This window comes from Collinsella sp. AM13-34 (assembly GCF_003473055.1).
Lineage (GTDB): Bacteria > Actinomycetota > Coriobacteriia > Coriobacteriales > Coriobacteriaceae > Collinsella.
This window is the reverse complement of sequence record NZ_QRLE01000014.1, coordinates 45491-64003: the sequence shown is the minus strand read 5'-3', so window position 1 is coordinate 64003 and position 18513 is coordinate 45491. Positions and strand designations below refer to the sequence as shown.

Annotated in this window: 12 protein-coding genes; 11 read left to right on the top strand and 1 reads right to left on the bottom strand. The window is 61.1% G+C overall.

The annotated features are described in order from the left end of the window. Positions 1-182 precede the first annotated feature (182 nt). The 11 genes from DW151_RS07155 (at position 183) to DW151_RS07105 (ending at position 17111) form a co-directional block, all read left to right on the top strand. Positions 183-434 (top strand): DUF3284 domain-containing protein, encoded by a 252-nt coding sequence (locus tag DW151_RS07155; protein ID WP_117634870.1) that lies wholly within the window; start codon positions 183-185, stop codon positions 432-434. After that, the gene (locus DW151_RS07150) at positions 431-1630 is read left to right on the top strand and encodes an MFS transporter (RefSeq protein WP_118335133.1); all 1200 of its coding nucleotides are present in this window, start codon (positions 431-433) and stop codon (positions 1628-1630) included. The genes DW151_RS07155 and DW151_RS07150 overlap by 4 nt, the downstream gene beginning before the upstream one ends. A gap of 240 nt (positions 1631-1870) precedes the next feature. After that, positions 1871-5674 carry a DNA polymerase III subunit alpha gene (gene dnaE / locus DW151_RS07145; protein ID WP_117716861.1) on the top strand — a complete coding sequence of 1268 codons (3804 nt, stop codon included), beginning with the start codon at positions 1871-1873 and terminating at the stop codon, positions 5672-5674. 28 nt (positions 5675-5702) lie between these two features. Beyond that, positions 5703-9167 carry an SNF2-related protein gene (locus tag DW151_RS07140; RefSeq protein ID WP_118335131.1) on the top strand — a complete coding sequence of 1155 codons (3465 nt, stop codon included), beginning with the start codon at positions 5703-5705 and terminating at the stop codon, positions 9165-9167. Positions 9168-9317: 150 nt separating this feature from the next. After that, a complete protein-coding gene (locus tag DW151_RS07135; protein WP_089572163.1) occupies positions 9318-9680 on the top strand; it encodes a desulfoferrodoxin family protein in 363 nt (120 codons plus the stop codon). 117 nt (positions 9681-9797) lie between these two features. Then, entirely contained in the window at positions 9798-11783 is a 1986-nt protein-coding gene (locus DW151_RS07130) for a hypothetical protein (RefSeq protein WP_118335129.1), read from the top strand. 137 nt (positions 11784-11920) lie between these two features. Further along, a complete protein-coding gene (gene ruvC, locus DW151_RS07125; RefSeq protein WP_117639774.1) occupies positions 11921-12442 on the top strand; it encodes a crossover junction endodeoxyribonuclease RuvC in 522 nt (173 codons plus the stop codon). After that, entirely contained in the window at positions 12442-13062 is a 621-nt protein-coding gene (ruvA, locus tag DW151_RS07120; protein WP_055310211.1) for a Holliday junction branch migration protein RuvA, read from the top strand. Before ruvC ends, ruvA begins: the two co-directional genes overlap by 1 nt. Beyond that, entirely contained in the window at positions 13062-14129 is a 1068-nt protein-coding gene (ruvB, locus tag DW151_RS07115) for a Holliday junction branch migration DNA helicase RuvB (RefSeq protein WP_022095140.1), read from the top strand. Before ruvA ends, ruvB begins: the two co-directional genes overlap by 1 nt. A gap of 144 nt (positions 14130-14273) precedes the next feature. Next, complete coding sequence (locus tag DW151_RS07110) at positions 14274-15941, top strand: formate--tetrahydrofolate ligase (protein ID WP_118335127.1); 1668 nt, start codon at positions 14274-14276, stop codon at positions 15939-15941. Between the two features lie 180 nt (positions 15942-16121). Further along, the gene (locus DW151_RS07105; protein ID WP_118335125.1) at positions 16122-17111 is read left to right on the top strand and encodes a hypothetical protein; all 990 of its coding nucleotides are present in this window, start codon (positions 16122-16124) and stop codon (positions 17109-17111) included. 12 nt (positions 17112-17123) lie between these two features. On the opposite strand, the gene DW151_RS07100 is transcribed toward DW151_RS07105, so the two are convergent. Further along, on the bottom strand, positions 17124-18305 hold the full coding sequence (locus DW151_RS07100) for a cation diffusion facilitator family transporter (protein ID WP_118335121.1): 1182 nt from the start codon (positions 18303-18305) through the stop codon (positions 17124-17126). Between the last annotated feature and the right edge of the window lie 208 nt (positions 18306-18513).

Below are 18513 nucleotides of genomic sequence, written 5' to 3'. Positions count from 1 at the left end.
CTGCGGTGGAATCCCTATCGATTCCACCGCAGTCTTTTTGGGACGGGGCTTTTTTAGCTACTTTGGGCAAACCCACGCGGCCGCCCCGGATAAAGCCCTCAATCGTCCAAATAGCACCGCAACGCATGGGAGAGCCTGGGACGGTACAATAGCTCGAACGGTTCAAACGAATAAGGAGCCATATGCAGCTCACCAAAACGCTTGGGGTGACGCCGGAGGAGCTTTTTGACGCCCTAGCGGGGTCCATCATGCAGGATATCGAAAACGCCACGGGCAAGCGCTCCAGCCGCAACAGGCTCAACGGCAATAAGTACGAGAAGCGTGCCCAGGCCGCAAAAAGGCAAGGTAGCTCTTCATCGGAAACTGTGAACACTTCAGGCTTCGAGTCAGTAGCGAGCGGCCCGACAAAAGTAGTTGATGGAAGTGCCAAATGAATAAGAATGCCGCTACGCAACTGCACATCTATTCCGCCTTTTTCGTTCTCGCGGGATTTGTTTTAAATCGGGGAGTGTTTCTACTTTTCCTTGCGGAGAAAGGAATGCCTGTCACGGAAATCGCGCTTTATCAAGCCCTGTTTAACATTGCAACGGTCGTCCTCGAGCTGCCAACAGGGCTGATAGGCGATTTCTTTGGAAAGAAGTTTTCGATTCAAGTGGGCGTGCTGCTGCTTTTCTTCCATACGGCTGGCATGCTGTTGCTCTCAGGCCCCTTTCTTGTCGTGCTTTCCCTTGTTGAGGCACTCGCCTACTCCCTTCAATCGGGATCCGAACAAGCACTTTTATATGAAATTGCCCGGAATGCCGGTCAAGGAGAGCGCTTCCTCACCATCAATGCTCGGCTGCTTGCCGCACAATCAATCGCTACGGGAATGGCAATTGTGCTCGGATCTTTCATTGCCCAAGTATCTTGGAGCGCCCTCTACGTATGTGTCTCCGTTTTCTATCTCCTGCAGCTTTTCCTTCTGTATCCCATTGAGAGGACGGAAGCGACCCGTTCTGAAAGCTCTGAAAAGGGAAGGTTTGACGTAGCCAAGATCTTCAGACGCGAAACCTGGTGCATTGGAGAATCCGCTTTTGCGGTGTTGCTTCTTCTAATCGGCACAAGCATGCTCGATGGATTCTATGGGAGTTATTACAACTTGAATCAGTTGGTATTCGACGCATTTGATGCTCCCGTCTCCATAATAGGAATCTTTTTCGGTGCATCCTATGCAGTAAATGCGACGGCCTACATTGCAGCAGATTTCTTCTCATTGCGTTTCGGGAAAAGAAATACCATGCTCGGCTCGATGCTAATCGAGGCTGGCCTTTTCATGATTCTTCCGTGGTTCGCTTCAAATCCGCTGTGTTTGTTTGGCCTTAGCATGGTGCTTTGTTTTCTCCCAGAAGCGGTGTACATCACTTCGGAAAACTTAATCCAAGACGCTATAGCGGACGATCTCCGCGCGACGATCCTTTCCGTCGCGTCTCTGGTAAGGGCTCTCTTTTCTGCAGTGTTTTTCTCCATATTTGGACATGTGTTGGGGTTATATCCCATTCAGATAGCGCTCGGTATTATTGGTGCAATCGCGATAGCAATTACCGCCGTTGTTTCATTAAAAATGGTTGGAATACAGGTCTCCAAGAATTGATATATCGATTGACGAGCTATCCGAAGCGTCGAGCCTTCTTGATGGACATGACTATTCGTCACAAATCATTCCGCGCATCGCCGGGGTTCCAGTAATACTCGATATATCTGGATGCCCTCATTCCCCTTTTTGAAGGTCCCAAAAAGACTGCCCGTGTGGGTTTGGCTAGGTTCGGGTGCTATCCGCGCCGTGCGGTAAAATCGTTCAGTCAGAACACGAACCCGCATCGGAGCTCATCACATGGCATTCGTCCATCTGCACAACCACACCGTTTTCTCCATGCTCGACGGCGCAACCCGTATCCAGGATATGGTCAACCGTGCCGTAGAGCTGGGCATGCCCGCCGTCGCCATTACCGACCACGGCTACATGTATGGCGTGCCCGACCTGGCGCTGGCCTGCGACGCCGTCAACCACAACACGCCCGAGTACAAAACCTGGAGCCACGACAAGGCCTTCTTGGAAAAGGATCGCCGCGACGAGTTGGTGGAGCCCGATCCCGAGGAAAACCCGCGCGAGCATGCCCAGTATGTGAAGGACATGGCCATGTGGGACGAGAAGGGCAACATCGACGAGCTCAAGCCGCCCCTGGTCATCAAGCCCATCTTTGGCTGCGAGGTCTACTTTACGCCGGACGAGACCCTTGCCCGCGACCATAAGCCCGAGCTCTACCACATGATCCTTCTGGCCAAGGACCAGGAGGGCTACGTCAACCTGATGCAGACGGTCTCCGAGGCAGCCGTGCAGGGCTTTTACTACAAGCCCCGCGTGACGCTCGACAACCTGCGCCGCCACGCCAAGGGCATGATCTGCACCAGCGCCTGCATCGCGGGCATCATTCCCAAATACATCGACCGCGGTGACATGGAGGGCGCCATCAAGTGGGCCGAGACCTTCCGTGATACCTTCGAACCTGGCGACTTTTATATCGAGATCCAGGAACACGGCATCACCACCGACAACGGCCTGACCGATGAGCAGATGGACCGCACGCTCATCGACATCGCCAAGCAGGTAGGCGTCAAGGTCATCGCCACCAACGACTTCCACTACCTGCGCCGCGAGGACGCTCCCGTGCAGGACGTCATCATGTGCATCGGCATGAACGCCAAGGTCGACGACCCCAACCGCATGCGCATGACTGGCTCGGAGTTTTACATGAAGACCGAGGAGGAGATGCGGGCGATGTTCCCGTATTGCCCCGAGGCCTGCGACAACACGCTCGAGATCGCCGACAAGTGCTACGTCGAGCTGGACTGGGACTCCATCATCCTGCCGCGCTTCCCGTTGCTCGACCCCGGCGAGACGCACGAGAGTCAGTTCCGCCGCGAGTGCGAGAAGGGCCTGCGCCAGCACTACGGTGACGACTGGGCCACGCGCGAGATCGGTGGCGTCAACATCAAAGAGCGCTTTGAGTACGAATACAAAGTCATCTGCGACAAGGGCTTTGCCGCCTACTTTTTGATTGTTGCCGAGTACGTGCAATGGGCCAAGGACAACGGCATTGGCGTCGGCCCCGGCCGTGGCTCGGCTGCCGGCGCTATCGTCGCCTACGCCATGAACATCACCGCGTTCGATCCGCTCGAGAACGGCCTGATGTTCGAGAGGTTCCTGTCCCCGCAGCGTACCGAGATGCCCGATATCGATATGGACTTCGACGATGAGCGGCGCCTCGAGGTCGTGGAGCACGTTCGCCAGCTCTACGGCCCCGAGAAGGTCACCCACGTCATCACCTACTCGACCATTAAGGCCAAGCAGGCCATCAACGACGCCGCGCGCGTCCTGGACTACCCGGTCTACATGGGCCAGCGTCTGTCCAAGATGGTCTCGAGCGACCCCAAGGTCAAGCTCAAGCAGGTGCTCGAAAAGCAACCCGGCAAAGAGGACCTGTTTAACCCCGATTTTGCCGAGGCATATAAAAAGGACGACGACGCCCGCCGCATCATCGACACGGCGCTCTCAATCGAGGGCCTTACCCGTGGCGAGGGCGTGCACGCGTGCGCCGTTCTGATCTGCCGCGACCCCGTCAACGAGCACGTGCCCACCAAGCTCGACACCAAGGGCGGCGTCGAGATTACCCAGTACGAGGGCCATACCGTTGCCGACATGGGCCTGCTCAAGATGGACTTCTTGGGCCTGCGCACGCTGACTGTTATCTCCAAGGCAAAGGCAAACATCAAGAAGAACTTCGGCATCGACATCAAAGAGGAAGAGATTCCCTTTGACGACCCCGAGATCTTTAAGCTCATGGGTTCCGGCCACACCGCCGGCGTCTTTCAGGTCGAGTCCGCCGGCATGACGGCCACGATCAAGAACATGAAGCCCACCGAGTACAAGCACGTCGTGGCATTGATCGCCCTGTACCGCCCGGGCCCGCTGGGCGCCGGCATGGTTTCGTCCTACATCAACCGTATGAACGGCAAGGAGCCGGCCGTCTCCTACGACGACCGCCTGGACGACATCCTGGGCGAAACCTACGGCACCATGGTCTACCAGGAACAGGTTATGCTCATCTCCGTCGAGATGTGCGGCTTCTCCAAGGGCGAATCGGACTCGCGTATCCGTAAGCCCGTGGCTAAGAAAAAGATCAAGCTGCTCACGTCGACGGTGCTGCACTGGGAGGATGGCTCGGACGAGACCACCTACGACCACTGGATGAACGGCGCTATCAAGAACAACTACACGCGCGAGGTCGCCCAGAAGATTTGGGACGATGTTCTCGAGTTCGCATCCTACGCCTTCAACAAGTCGCACTCCGCCGGCTACGCCATCCTGGTTATGCAGACGGCGTGGCTCAAGGCGCACTATCCGCACGAGTACATGGCGGCCGTTCTGACGTCCTATACGGGCAAGACCGACAAGATCGTGCACTACGTCTCGGCGTGCCGTCACGACGGCATCCCCGTGCTGTCGCCAGATGTCAACGAGTCCGGCACCGAGTTCACGGCTACCAAGGAGGGCGTGCGCTTTGGTCTGGCCGGCATCCGCGGCGTGGGCACCGGCGTGGCGCAGGCGATTATCGCCGAGCGCGAGGCGGGCGGTCCGTTTAAGACACTGCACGACTTTGTCGAGCGCGTGGACTCGAGCCAGGCCAACCGTCGCGTAATCGAATCGCTGATCAAGGCAGGCGCCTTCGACTCCACTGGGTATCCGCGTCGTCAGATGATGCACTTTGTGGACAAGAACAACCCCGAGAACATCATCGACGCCGCGGTAAAGCGCCAGAAGGATCGCGCGAGCGGCCAGACGTCGTTCTTCGATATGTTTGGCGACGTTGAGGGCTCGGGCTTTGAGGTGAGCGTGCCCGATCCGGATGGCCAGGAATGGGACCGCCACCTCAAGTTGAGTCAGGAGAAGGAGGTTCTGGGCATCTATGTCTCGGACCACCCGCTGCGCCCGTTTGAGTATGCACTAGCCAAGGCGCGTGACTTCTCGTTCTCGCAGATCGACACCGGCTACGAAGTTCAGAATCCTACGGGCGGCACCATCAACCAGGAAATTCCCGAGGGCAAGGCGCTGTGGTGGGCCGGCATGGTCTCGAGCGTGTCCAAGCGCGTGACCAAAAACGGTGACCCCATGGGCATCGTGCAGCTCGAGGACATGGAAGGCGAGGCCACCGTCGTCGTGTTCCCCAAGACCTACAAGGAGGCCGAGGGGTACCTGTACGGCGAGGTCGATCCCGAGACCGGCGCGCAGCTGTCCGATGCCTTTGTGCGCATTAAGGGCAAGCTCGAGCGCTCGGACCGCGGCGACCAGATCATCGCGCAGGAGATCGTGCCGCTCGAGCTTAACGAGGAGAACAACAAGCCCAAGGTGTTTGAGGTCATGGTGCCCAACAGCCGCTTTAGCCAGGGCAATATGGCGCGTCTTGCCACGGTGCTTACCGCCAACCCGGGCGGCGACCGCGTGGAGATCTTTATCGAGCAGGTGGACGGGCGCGTGCTGCGTGCCGAGGTACCTGCCAAGGTCAACGCGCGTTCGATTCCGCTGCTGGCCGAGGCCAAGGCCATTGTGGGTAACCAGGGCCGCGTGACGGTGATCTAAGCTACCCCGGGTGAGATTGGAGGAAGTGATGGCGCAGGGGACGTTTGTGCAGGCGCTTCGCAAAGAGGCGGCGTTGAGCGGCACCTTTATGAAGGGGCGTTCGCTCATGCTCAACGGCGCCGTGCTGTCGATCGAGGACAGCGGCTCGCGCTTCTCCAAAAACGTGACGGTCGAGGGCTCGGTGCGCGGTTCGCGTGGCGACCTGTACAAGACGCACGTGGCGCTCGACATGGACGAGCACGAGGTGATCGACTACGACTGCGATTGCCCCGCCGCCTATCGTTACCCCGGTATGTGCAAGCACGCTATTGCCACGGCTCTGGCGTATTTGGATGCCAGCGGCGCCGAGCCCGTCGAAGGTTTGCGCACGCCGGTTCGCACGTTTACGGCGCAGTCGAAACAGCCCGCGCGCACCGCACCCAAAGCGCCGGCCGTCAACCCCAACTTTCCCTTTCCGGCGCCCGTCCCCACGAGCCCGAGCCTTGTGGCGGCGCTCTCCGATCTTTCGGACGCGCGCATGGATGAGCTGGCGAGCATGCGCCGCAAGCTTGCCGGTGCCGTTGATCCCGACGCCCCCAAAGCGGCATTGGAGCCCTCGTTGGTGCCGTACTACAATCCGCTGTTCGCTGACCGCTTTAGCTGGGCGCTCGAGTTCCGCATTCGCTGTGGATCGGTCTCCTACGTGGTCAAGGACATCGACGGCATGGCCGATGCCTACGTGCGCGGCGGCACGTTCTCCTATGGCAAGAAGCTCACGTTTGTCCATTCACCTGAGGCCTTTGACGAAACATCGGCAAAGCTGCTCAACCTTGTTGTGACGACAGTTGCCTATCTCGATGACATCACAAGCTCGCGTTCGGCGTCGTACGACTTTGCCCGCAGCGGTTTTGTTGCCGAGCGTCAGTTGCCGCTGTCCGAGCATAGCATCGTATATGTGCTGGACCTGCTGCGCGGCCAGACCATCTCCTTTGAGCCCGCCTGGTCGCGGGGGATGACGACGCATCGCACCTACGACGTGGCGGTTGAGCTGTCTCCGCAAAGGGAGGACGAGGCATCCGCTAAGCGCCCACCGCTGCTTGCCGCCAAAATCGCGCCGGCGGCTGGTGGTAGCTATGACCTGCGCCTGCCCGCCGATATGTACTGCTTTGCGTCGGGCGATGCCGCCTACTTGGTTGACACGCGCCGCGCGCGCCGTACCGACGCTGCATTTGCTCAGCATGCCGCACCTTTTTTGTCGCGCTTGCTGCCGTGCCGCACGCCCGCCCATATTGCCGCCGAGCAGGTGGGTGAGTTCTGCCGTATGGCGCTGCCCATTTTGCGCGACTACACCGACCTCACCGCGCCCGCCGCGCTCGATACCGTGGCACCCGAGCCGAGCTTTGCTATGGCGATCGGTGTCGACGATGGGCTCGTGACCTGCAAAATTACGGTTACCTACGGCGATTGGTCGGCGGATCTCTTTAGCCTGGGCGCTCCGGGCAGCCCCTTCGAAGAGCAGCGCCCCGGTGTGCCGCCCCGCGACGAGGTGGCGGAGTTTCGCGTTATGGATACGGCGGCCCTGTACTTCGATTTCTACGAGGGCGGTCTGGCGTTTGAGGAGCGCGATGACGCCCGCTTGTTCTGCCTGCTGACCGAGGGCCTGTCCGCCCTGTCCGAACTGGGTGAGGTCATGCTCAGCGACCGTCTGCGCCAGATCTCGGTCCGCCCCGCGCCCAAGCTCTCGGTTCGTGCGACCGCTAAGAGCAATCTGCTCGATGTCGAGCTGGGCGCGAGCGGGCTTTCGGCCGCGGACCTTGCCGTCTATCTCGATTCGTACAAGCGCCATCAAACGTTCGCGCGCCTTACGTCCGGCGACATCATTCGCCTGGACGAGGGGGCGCGCGCCGCGTTTGGCCTTGCCGAGGACCTGGGTGTCGATGCCGTCGACCTGCTCGACGGCGTGTCGCTTCCCGCGTCGAGCACCCTGTTCGTCGACAGCATGCTCGCACGCACGCCGGCGCTCGAGGCCGATCGCGACGCTGCGTTCCGCCGTACCGTCGAGCGCCTGGACACGCTCGGCAAGATGGACTTTACGGTGCCGGCATCGCTCAAGGCAACGATGCGCGGCTACCAGGTCGACGGATACCAGTGGCTCGGCTCGCTCGAACACCTGGGCCTTGGCGGCATCTTGGCCGACGACATGGGCCTGGGCAAAACGCTCCAGATGATTGCGCATATTCTGGCGCGCGTGGAGGCGGGGGACACCAAGCCCACGCTCGTGGTATGCCCGGCCTCACTCGTGTACAACTGGACTGCCGAGCTGGAGCGCTTTGCCCCGTCGCTCGATGTGTGCGCCATTGTGGGTGCCAAGGCTCAACGCCGCATGCAAATTTCCGGCGTGGCCGAGCATAGCGTGGTCGTGACGTCGTATGACCTTATGCGGCGCGATATCGACGAGTACGTCGAGCAGGATTTTGCCCGCGTGGTGCTCGATGAGGCACAGTACATTAAAAATCCGCTCACGCAGGTGGCGCGCGCTGCCAAGCGCCTGCCTGCCGGCGTGCGCTTTGCCCTGACGGGCACGCCCATCGAAAACCGCCTGTCCGAGCTCTGGAGCATCTTCGACTTTTTGATGCCGGGCCTTTTGGGGACGCGCGAGTCGTTTGCCAAGCGCTTTGAGAGCCCCGTCGAGCATGCCGAGGGCGATAGCGCCGCTCGCCTGCAGGCGCTCGTGTCGCCGTTTGTGCTGCGCCGTGTTAAGGAAGACGTGGTGGCCGACCTGCCCGAGAAGATCGAGGACACCGTCATGGCACAGCTTACCGGCGAGCAACGCAAGCTCTACCTGGCCAACCAGGACCGCATCGCCCAGCAGGTGCAGCACCGCGAGGCTGGGGAGTTTAAGAAGGACAAGCTCAAGGTGCTCGCCGAGCTCACCAAGCTGCGCCAGATCTGCTGCGACCCACGTCTACACTACGAGGATTACAAGGCGGGGAGCGCAAAGCTCGATACGTGTATGGAGCTCGTGCACGGCGCACTCGACGGCGGGCATCGCATCCTGTTGTTCAGCCAGTTTACGGGTATGCTCGATATCATCGGTAAGCGCTTGGCCAAGGAGGACATCGCCTTCCTTAAGCTCACGGGCGCTTCGTCTAAGGAGAGCCGCGCCAAGATGGTCGCGCAGTTCCAAGCGGGCGAGGTCCCGGTCTTTTTGATTTCGCTCAAGGCGGGCGGCGTGGGCCTTAACCTGACGGCGGCCGACGTGGTCATCCACTACGACCCGTGGTGGAACGTGGCGGCGCAGGACCAAGCGACCGACCGCGCGCATCGTATTGGCCAGCAACATACCGTGACCGTGTACAAGCTCATCGCCAAGGACACGATCGAGGAGCGCATCATGCAGATGCAGGAGTCCAAGCGCGACCTGGTCAACAGCGTGCTCGGCGGCGACGGCATCTCGTCGGCGCTGTTTACCCGCGAAGATGTTCTGGCGCTGCTGGGCGGCGACGGGCGCTAACCCGCTCGGGTGGGGCCGCCAGGGCGGATAGCGCACGCTGCCCCATCGTCCCCGCCCGTTATGTGTTCATTTGCAATGCCGTGGATGGTTTGTCTGCCTTTGGGCATAAGAACCATCAAGAACATTGGCACGTCAGCAAAGGAGAACATCATGGCGAAATTCTTTAAGGACCCCGACGGTAAGCTCATTGCCGCCCTTGGCAACGACGTTGCAACCCCTGCCGGTTGCACGGAACTGACCGCAAACACTGAGGACGCGGCGCACGAGAAGCACGTGCCTGTTGTCGAGACCGAGCGCGACGGTCACGTGATTCGCGCACGCGTTGGCTCGGTCGAGCACCCCAGCCTGCCCGAGCACTATATTGAGTGGATCGCCCTTGAGGCCGAGGGCCGCTTAGAGGTCCATTACCTTGAGCCCGGCATGAAGCCCGCGACGTTTTTCGCGGGCGGCTCCAAGACCGGTACCGTCTATGCCTACTGCAACCTGCACGGGCTGTGGTCCGCGACGTTCTAGGAGCGCGCCCCCGCTCGGGGTATCATAGCTAGCATATGCACATGCGAGCGCCGGCTGCATTATGCGGCCGGCGCTTTTACTACGACAACGATGGTTTACGACGGAAAGGGCTGAGCCATGAAGCTCGCGCTTGCACAGATCGATATGCGCCTGGGTGATATTGAGGGCATTTGCGGCCGCATCGAGGACCAGGCTCGTCTGGCCCACGAGCGCGGGGCGCGCGTGCTGTGCGTTCCGGCTCCGCTCTTTATGGGCGCCATGCCCGGGGGCCTGGTGGGCACTGCCGACTTTGAGCACGACATGCTTGCCGGCTTGACTGGTGTCGCCGAGCGTATCCAGGAGCTTGACATGATCTGCATCGTGCCCGCGGCGGTTTCGTTTGAGGGCCAGCCGCTGCTCGACTACATGATGCTCAAGGACGGTCATGTGGTGCCGGCGCGTTCGAGCATTGCCCTGCAGCGTGGTGAGAACAACGACACGCGTTGGGCGCCGCCGGTGTTCGACGTGGACGGCGTGCGCATTGCCGTGATTTTTGACTTGGACCGCGAACTCGAGATGTTGCCGACCGGTGTTGACCTCATTGCGTATTTCCAATTCAACGCGTTTGACATGACCGACCGCGAGACTGCTGCCATTGCCGCCGTACGCAGCGGCGCCTACCGCAAGATCGCATCCAAGCGCAGCGTGTGGTTTGCCTGCATGGCGCCGGTCGGTGCTTATGACGAGTCGGTGTATACCGGCGGTTCGTTTGTGCTCGACGACTGTGGTCGCGTGGTGGCCCAGGCGCCGTGTTTTGAGGAGAGCCTGCTGGTTCAGGAGATTCAGCGCGGCGTGATGCTCGATGCCCTGGAAGATCACGAACTGCCCGAGTTCCGTTCCGAGGAGTGGCTGTGGCAGGCGCTGGTGCTCGCCGTGCGCGACAACGCCCAAGCCCACGGTGCGTCGCGTGCTGTGGTGGCGCTCGAGGGCGACTTGCCGTCGTCCCTGCTGGCGGCGCTGACCGTCGACGCTCTGGGCCCGCGTAATGTGATTGGCCTGGTGCTGGGGCGCAACCGTATCTTTACGCCGGCGCAGGAAGAGGCCGAGGCTGCCCGCTGTGCCGCCGTCCGCGCCATCGCCGAGCGTCTGCACATTCGCACCGTCGAGCGCGATGCACCGGATGCGGCGCGTGTGCTCGATCGCGACGTGTCGGCGGGCGATGCCGAGCGTCTGCGCTCGCGCACGCTGGGCCTCATGCTGGAGGACACGGCGCTCGAGCTGGGTGCGATGGCGCTGAGCCCGCTGTCCAAAACCGAGTACGCGCTGGCGGCGCCGGCGCTTTGCGGCGGCTACCAGGGCGATTACGCGCCCTTTGGCGATGTGTACCTGTCGACGCTTGAGTTTGTGGCGCGTGTGCGCAACCGCACGTCTGCCGTGGTGCCCCAAGAGCTCGTGACGCTCAACGCGGTGGAAGATTATATGGAGCGAGTGCTGGCGCAGGCGCTCTCGACGCTCGACGGTCCGGTCGATATGCTCGACCGCGCGGCACAGCTGCTCGGCGGGCTTGAGCCGGGTGAGGTCGATGGCGCGCTCGAGGCGCACGTGGACCGCAATCGATCTTTCGACGACATCCCGATGGCCGCTGGCAAGCCTGAGGCCTGCTCGCTGCTGCTGATGCTCGTTCGACAGGGTGAGGCTGCCCGCCGCATGTTGCCGACGGCGCCGATCGTTTCGTCCCGTTCGTTTGCCGAGCGCTCCTGGCCGTACATGCTCGCGTGGTCCGACCTGGGGCTTAACGGCAAGGAGCGTATGACGGTCGATTCGCTGGCGCGCGCCGAGGTGCGCCGTTTTGCTGACGAGGATACGAGCGAGCGCATGCGAAACGAGATGATGGGCGTGCTGGGTGAGCTACTGGGTATCTCGCCCGAGCAGATGGAGGAGCTGCGCTCTGAGGACGGTCAACGTCGTTTGCACGAGGGAATGAAAAAGTTCGAGGGCGAGGTTCAGGACGCCATCGATAAGATGATGGGCGGCCAGGGTGGCCCGCAGGGTGGGCCCCAGGGCGGACCGATGCCGCATCCGCCGGTGGATCCCCGACAGTTCCCATTCTTCTCGCAGAACTAAACTGGGGATGGGATTCGCTCCCAACCCCGATACTTCAACTAAGCAGCTTGGCCCCGTTGTGTTATTCTAGAACAGACGTTCGTGAATAGTGCGCGAGGCCTTGTCTTGCGCCGTACTTGTGGCGAGGGGAGGTTGGCTTGGTTATCTTGGGCATTGACCCCGGTTTGGCCCATACGGGTTGGGGGATTATCGAGGAGCGGCGTGGCGAGGTTCGCTGCCGTGCCTATGGCTGCATCGAGACCAGTGCCGGAAGTCCGCTCGCGGTGCGCCTGTCGCATATCGCCCATGACCTTAAGGGTGTCGTCGAGCGTTATCGACCCGATACCGCTGCCATCGAGAGCATCTACTTTGGCGCCAACGTTCGCTCGGCCATTCCTACGGCGCATGCCCGCGGCGCTGCACTCGTGGCGCTTTCGGAATGCGCACTCGAGATCGGCGAGTACACGCCTATGCAGATTAAGCAGGCTGTGGTGGGTACCGGTGCCGCAGATAAGCGGCAGGTCGCCTATATGGTGCGCACGCTCACGCAGCTCGATCACGACCCGCATCCCGACCATGCCGCCGATGCCCTGGCCTGTGCCATCTGCCACGTAAACCTCAGCCGCACCCGCGCCCTTACCGGTGGCGAGTTCTATCAACAGAGAGGAACCGGATACTGATGATTTCCCAGCTCCACGGAACGCTTGTCGAGGCCACGATGAGCTCCGCTGTCGTCGACGTGTCGGGCGTTGGCTTTGAACTCGGCATCTCGGGTAGCACTGCGGCCACGTTGCCAACGCCCGGCGGCGAGGTCCGCCTCTACACGCGTATGCAGGTGCGCGAGGACGCCATGACACTTTTCGGTTTTTCCTCAAAGGATGAGCGCACGATGTTCGATCGGCTCGTGTCTGTCTCGGGCGTTGGCCCGCGCTTGGCGCTCGCCGTGCTTTCCACCTATACCGTGGGGCAATTGTATTCGCTGGTGATGGCCGAGGACGACAAGGGCATGGCCAAGGTGCCCGGTGTGGGCAAAAAGACAGCTCAGCGTCTGATCCTGGAGCTCAAGAGCACCTTTGCCAAGGACAAGGGCTTTGTGCCGGTCGACGTGATTCCCGGCCAGGTTGCGATGCCCGTGCCCGCTGCCGCTCCCTCGGCCATCGATGACGCCCGTGCGGCGCTCCTTTCCATGGGCTTTAGCCCGCAGGAGACCGATGTTGCCCTGAGCGGGTATGATGGGCAGAATATGCGTGTCGAGGATCTGCTCGGCGCGGCGCTTAAGCGACTCGGAATGGATGCGTGATGTGGGAAGCCGATGACTCTCAGGACCTGTGGGCGACGCCCGGCAACTCGCCGGCGGCATCCATGGCGCACGGCGAGCGCATGGTGGGCTCGGAGCTGACGGCCGAGGATCTCGATGTCGACCGCACTTTGCGCCCCCAGCGACTGGACGACTACTGCGGTCAGGAGCATATCAAGCAGAGCCTGCGCGTGTTGATCGAAGCGGCGCAGAGCCGTGGCGAGACGCTCGACCACGTGATTTTCTCGGGTCCTCCGGGCCTGGGCAAGACCACGCTGGCCACCGTTATCGCCAACGAGCTGGGCGCTCAGATCAAGACCACGAGTGGTCCGGCCATCGCGCGCACGGGCGACCTGGCGGCCATCCTTACTAACTTGCAGCCGGGTGATGTGCTGTTTATCGACGAGATCCACCGCCTCAACCGTTCGGTCGAGGAGGTCCTGTACCCCGCGATGGAGGACTTTGCCCTCGATATCGTGATTGGCAAGGGTCCGGCGGCGCGTTCGATTCGCCTGGATATTCCCAAGTTTACGTTGGTAGCGGCAACGACCCGCTCAGGCATGTTGACAGGCCCGTTGCGCGACCGCTTTGGCATTTCATATCGCCTGGATTACTACACGGTCGAGGAGCTCGCGCAGATTGTGACGCGCTCGGCGACTATCCTGGGCGTGACGATCGACCATCCCAGTGCACTCGAGATCGGCTCGCGTTCGCGCGGCACGCCACGTCTTGCCAACCGCCTGCTCAAGCGCGTGCGCGATTACGCACAGGTGCGCGGCAACGGTCCCATTGAGCTCGATATCTGCCGTCAGGCACTCGAGTTCTTCGAGATCGACGAGCTCGGTCTGGACTGGATGGATATTCGCATTTTGGAGACGCTCGCCAAGACGTTCTCCGGTCGTGCCGTGGGACTTACGACCCTTGCCAGCGCGGTGGGCGAGGACCCGGGCACGCTCGAGGATGTCTATGAGCCCTATCTGCTGCAGTGCGGGCTGATGATTCGTACACCGCAGGGCCGTCAGGCAACCCTTCGCACCTTTGAGCACCTGGGGATTGAACCTACCGTTTAGGGCGCTTTGTTTTGGCTAGTCTGTAGGCTATCGCTGAGCATTGGATAAACATATCGCCATTCATCGGTTACGGGTGTTTTACTATTGCGCGCCCGTGCTATGCTGAATTGGTCTTTTTCTCATTCGGTAACGAAAGGACCGCCCATGCCTACTGACATCGAAATCGCACGTTCCGTCACGCCGCTGCCCATTACCGAGGTGGCTAAGAACGCCGGCGTCGACGTAAAGCACCTGATTCCGTACGGCTTCGACAAGGCTAAGGTCGACTATTCACTGCTCAACGAGCCGACTGATCACCAGGCCAAGCTCGTCCTCGTGACCGCTATCAACCCAACGCCTGCGGGCGAGGGCAAGACCACCACGACCATCGGTCTGGCCGATGGCCTGCGTCGCCGCGGCGTCAAGAGCGCCGTGGCCCTGCGCGAGCCTTCGCTCGGCCCTGTCTTTGGCGTTAAGGGCGGTGCTGCCGGTGGCGGCTGGGCTCAGGTGATCCCCATGGAGGATATCAACCTGCACTTTACCGGCGACTTCCACGCTATCGGTGCTGCCAACAACCTGCTGGCCGCCATGCTTGATAACCACATCCAGCAGGGCAATCAGCTCGGTATTGACGTTAAGCGCATCACTTGGAAGCGCGTCGTCGATATGAACGACCGTCAGCTGCGCCACGTTATCGACGGCATTGGCGGTAAGGCCCAGGGCGTGCCGCGCGAGGACGGCTTCGATATCACCGTCGCCTCCGAGGTCATGGCAATCCTGTGCCTGTCTACGAGCATCAGCGACCTCAAGGAACGCTTGGGTGAGATCGTCGTCGGCTACAGCTTTGCCGGCGAGCCCGTCCGTGCCCGCGACCTTAAGGCCCAGGGTGCCATGGCCGCGTTGCTTAAGGACGCGCTCAAGCCCAACCTGGTGCAAACGCTCGAGGGCACGCCCGCGTTTGTCCACGGCGGTCCCTTCGCCAACATTGCCCACGGCTGCAACTCCATCATGGCTACGCGTATGGCGATGCGCTTTGGCGATGTCGCCATTACCGAGGCCGGCTTCGGTGCCGATCTGGGTGCCGAGAAGTTCCTCGACATTAAGTGCCGCATGACGGGCGTTCGCCCCAGCGCCGTCGTGATCGTCGCGACCGCTCGTGCGCTGAAGTACAACGGTGGCGTCGCCAAGGCCGACCTCAACGAGGAGAACCTCGAGGCACTCAAGGCTGGCATGCCCAACCTGCTGCGTCACGTCGACAACATCCAGAACGTCTATGGTCTGCCCTGCGTGGTCGCCATCAACCGTTTCCCGACGGACACCGAGGCCGAGCTTGCTCTCATCGAGTCCGAGTGCCAGAAGCTCGGCGTCAACGTTAAGCTTTCCGAGGTCTGGGCCAAGGGCGGCGAGGGCGCGCTCGAGCTTGCCGATGAGGTCATGCGTCTGATTGAGCAGCCGAGCGAGCTTAAGTTTGCCTATGAGGACGGCGCTGATGTCGCTGATGCCCTCGAGGCCGTTGCCACCAAGGTCTACCGCGCCGACGGCGTTGACTTTACGCCGGCCGCCAAGCGCCAGCTCGCCGAGCTGCGCGAGAACGGCTTTGGTAACCTGCCGGTGTGCGTCGCCAAGACGCAGTACAGCTTTAGCGACAACGCCAAGGTCCTGGGCGCTCCCGAGAGCTTCCGCATCACCGTGCGCGAGCTCAAGGTTTCCGCCGGCGCCCACTTTGTGGTCGCACTGACTGGCAGCGTTCTGACCATGCCGGGCCTGCCCAGGATCCCCGCGGCCGAAAACATCGACGTCGACAACGACGGCAACATCACCGGCCTGTTCTAAGCTCGCTGCTCATAGCCGCTTGCCCGCCCCGTCGCGCCTACCAAGGCCCGGCGGGGCTTTTTTATCCTTAGGCCCGCGCATGTCTTGTAGATACCGACGGGCTCTGCCCATCATAGGCTTTTGCGCGGGTAGAATGCATGGATAACTTGAGGCTCACGCGCGACGGAAAGGAATCGTTGCATGGATCAGGACAAGACAACCGTGATGGGCGGCTACGGTTCCGCGCAGGCTGGCGATAGCGCCGATGCGACCCGCGTTGTTCCCAACCCCGGTTATACCGACCCCGCCGCGACGCAGCCTTCTGCCGAGCCCACCCGGGTTATGGGCTATGGCGACACGGCGCAGGATTCTTACGCTGCATCTTCGCAAGGCCCCTATGGCAACGCAGCTCCGGATCCGTTTGATTACGCGCCGCAGGATTCTTATGCTGCCTCGACGCCGAATCCCTATGATGACCTGCCGCAGAATCCCATTCCGCAGCCTCAGCAGACGACGTATATGCCGCGCACGGTTCAGCCTCGTTACGAGTCGCGCGAGCCGTATCGCGAGTACCCCAAGTCGATTCCGCAATATGGCGAGGACGAGGAGAAGAAGCCGTCGCGTTCGTCGAGCGTGATCAAGAAGATCCTCATCGTGTTGGCGATCTTCTTTGCGCTGTCGGTTGTGTTTGCCATAGTGTCGGGCATGCTCAACAAGCGAGGGAGTTCAACGGCCGATACCGCTGCCGAACAAACCGAGTCCGCCTCGTCTAGCACCGTCGATCTGAGCGATATTCCGGGGCAGTACTGGTCCAACGCCAAGAAGCTCCTCAAGTCGCGCGGCGCCGATCTTTCGAATGCCGTGGTCCTGACTGATGATGGCTCAACGCCCGTCGTCGATGCCAACTGGGTCGTTACTTCTGCCTACTATAACGACAGCGGCAACCTCGAAATTCAGCTCACGCACAAGAACAGCTCAGGCAGCTCGTCCGACGGCCAAAGCGGTACCGACAGCTCGAGCTCCAACACGCTGGAGGACTTGAGCAACAAGGCACAGGAGTTGGGAGACAAGGCGCAAGAGCTGGGCGACACGGCTCAGAATCTCGGCGATACCGCACAGAACCTGGGCGATATGGCAACGAACGCTTGGAACGCCCTGCAAAACGGCATCTCGGGCGCGCAGGGAAACTAGCTGTTAAACAGGCTACAGCTGCTCTGCTGGACGGTCGGGCGAGCTAAAGCCCGAATCAAACGTGACGACGCATGAGACGTCGGGCCGGCGCTCGTGCACGATGCGCGTGACGAGCTCCAGCAGCTCCTCGTCGGATATGTCAAAGCCGTCGGGACGCACAAGGTCAAACGAAACGAACCCGTCGTGCTCGTGCAGGTCGTGGATGGAGAGCGCGGGATCGATCTGCATGACGCCGCGCTTGACCCAGCCGCGCAAGTCATCGCCGGTTGTCGCGATGGGGTCGCAGTGCAGCGTGATACCAATGCCCATCTGGCGCTTGATGTCGTGCTCGATGGTGTCCAGAATCTCGTGGTGCTCAAACGCGTCGCCCTCGCCGGGCATCTCCACGTGGGCGCTGGCAAACTGACGACCGGGGCCGTAGTCGTGCACCATGAGGTCGTGTGTGCCCAAGACCTGCGGATAGGACATGATCTTGTCGCGGATTGCCTGGACGAGCTTGGGGTCGGGCGCTTGCCCCAGCAACGGGCTGATGGCGTCGCGCACTAGGCCCATGCCACTGATGCAGATAAAGATGCCCACACCCAGGCCTGCCCAGCCATCGAGGTCAAAGCCGGTCGTCTGCGAAATAAGCGCCGCCACCAAGACCGAGCCCGAGGTAATGACGTCGTTTTTGGAGTCCTGCGCTGTGGCGATGAGCATCTCGGAATCGATGCGGTTACCCAGTGCGCGGTTGAACGCGGCCATCCAGAATTTGACGAGCATGGACAGAATAAGGGCGGCCATGGAGAGCGCCGAATACACGGTGGGCGAGGGCTTGATGATCTTGGTTATCGACTCGAGGATTAGGTTGATGCCGACGGCGCAAACCAGGACGGCGACAAACAGACCGGCCAGGTACTCGTAGCGGCCGTGGCCGTAAGGGTGGCCCTCGTCTGCCGGGCGGCTGGCAAGGCGGAACCCGAGCAGACTCACGATGTTGCTCGAGGCATCGGAGAGGTTGTTGAAAGCGTCGGCGATGAGCGAGACAGAGCCGGCGAGCAGGCCCGCGATGCCCTTGGCCAGGCACAGGGTGATGTTGAGGCCAATGCAGATGAGGCTTGCGGCAAAGCCCGCGTTGGTGCGGCAAGATGCATCGACCGGCTCGCCCTCGCTGCCGTGAACAAGCGTATGTACCAGCCGATTTACAAATAGCATAGCGGTCGTCCTCACAATCATGTTTAAGGGGATAGTGTAGCTCGCGCGGGGGCGCCGTGCACCGATGCTCAGAAAATGCAGCAATAGTCTGCCGGTGCTAACGAGCGAGCCTTCTCGTCTGCCTGGGTGGTCCATTTTGGGCCACATGGGTATGGGCATGTGCCTGTTTGCTCGACATACTTAATGTCGACAGCCCCTGCGCAAAGGA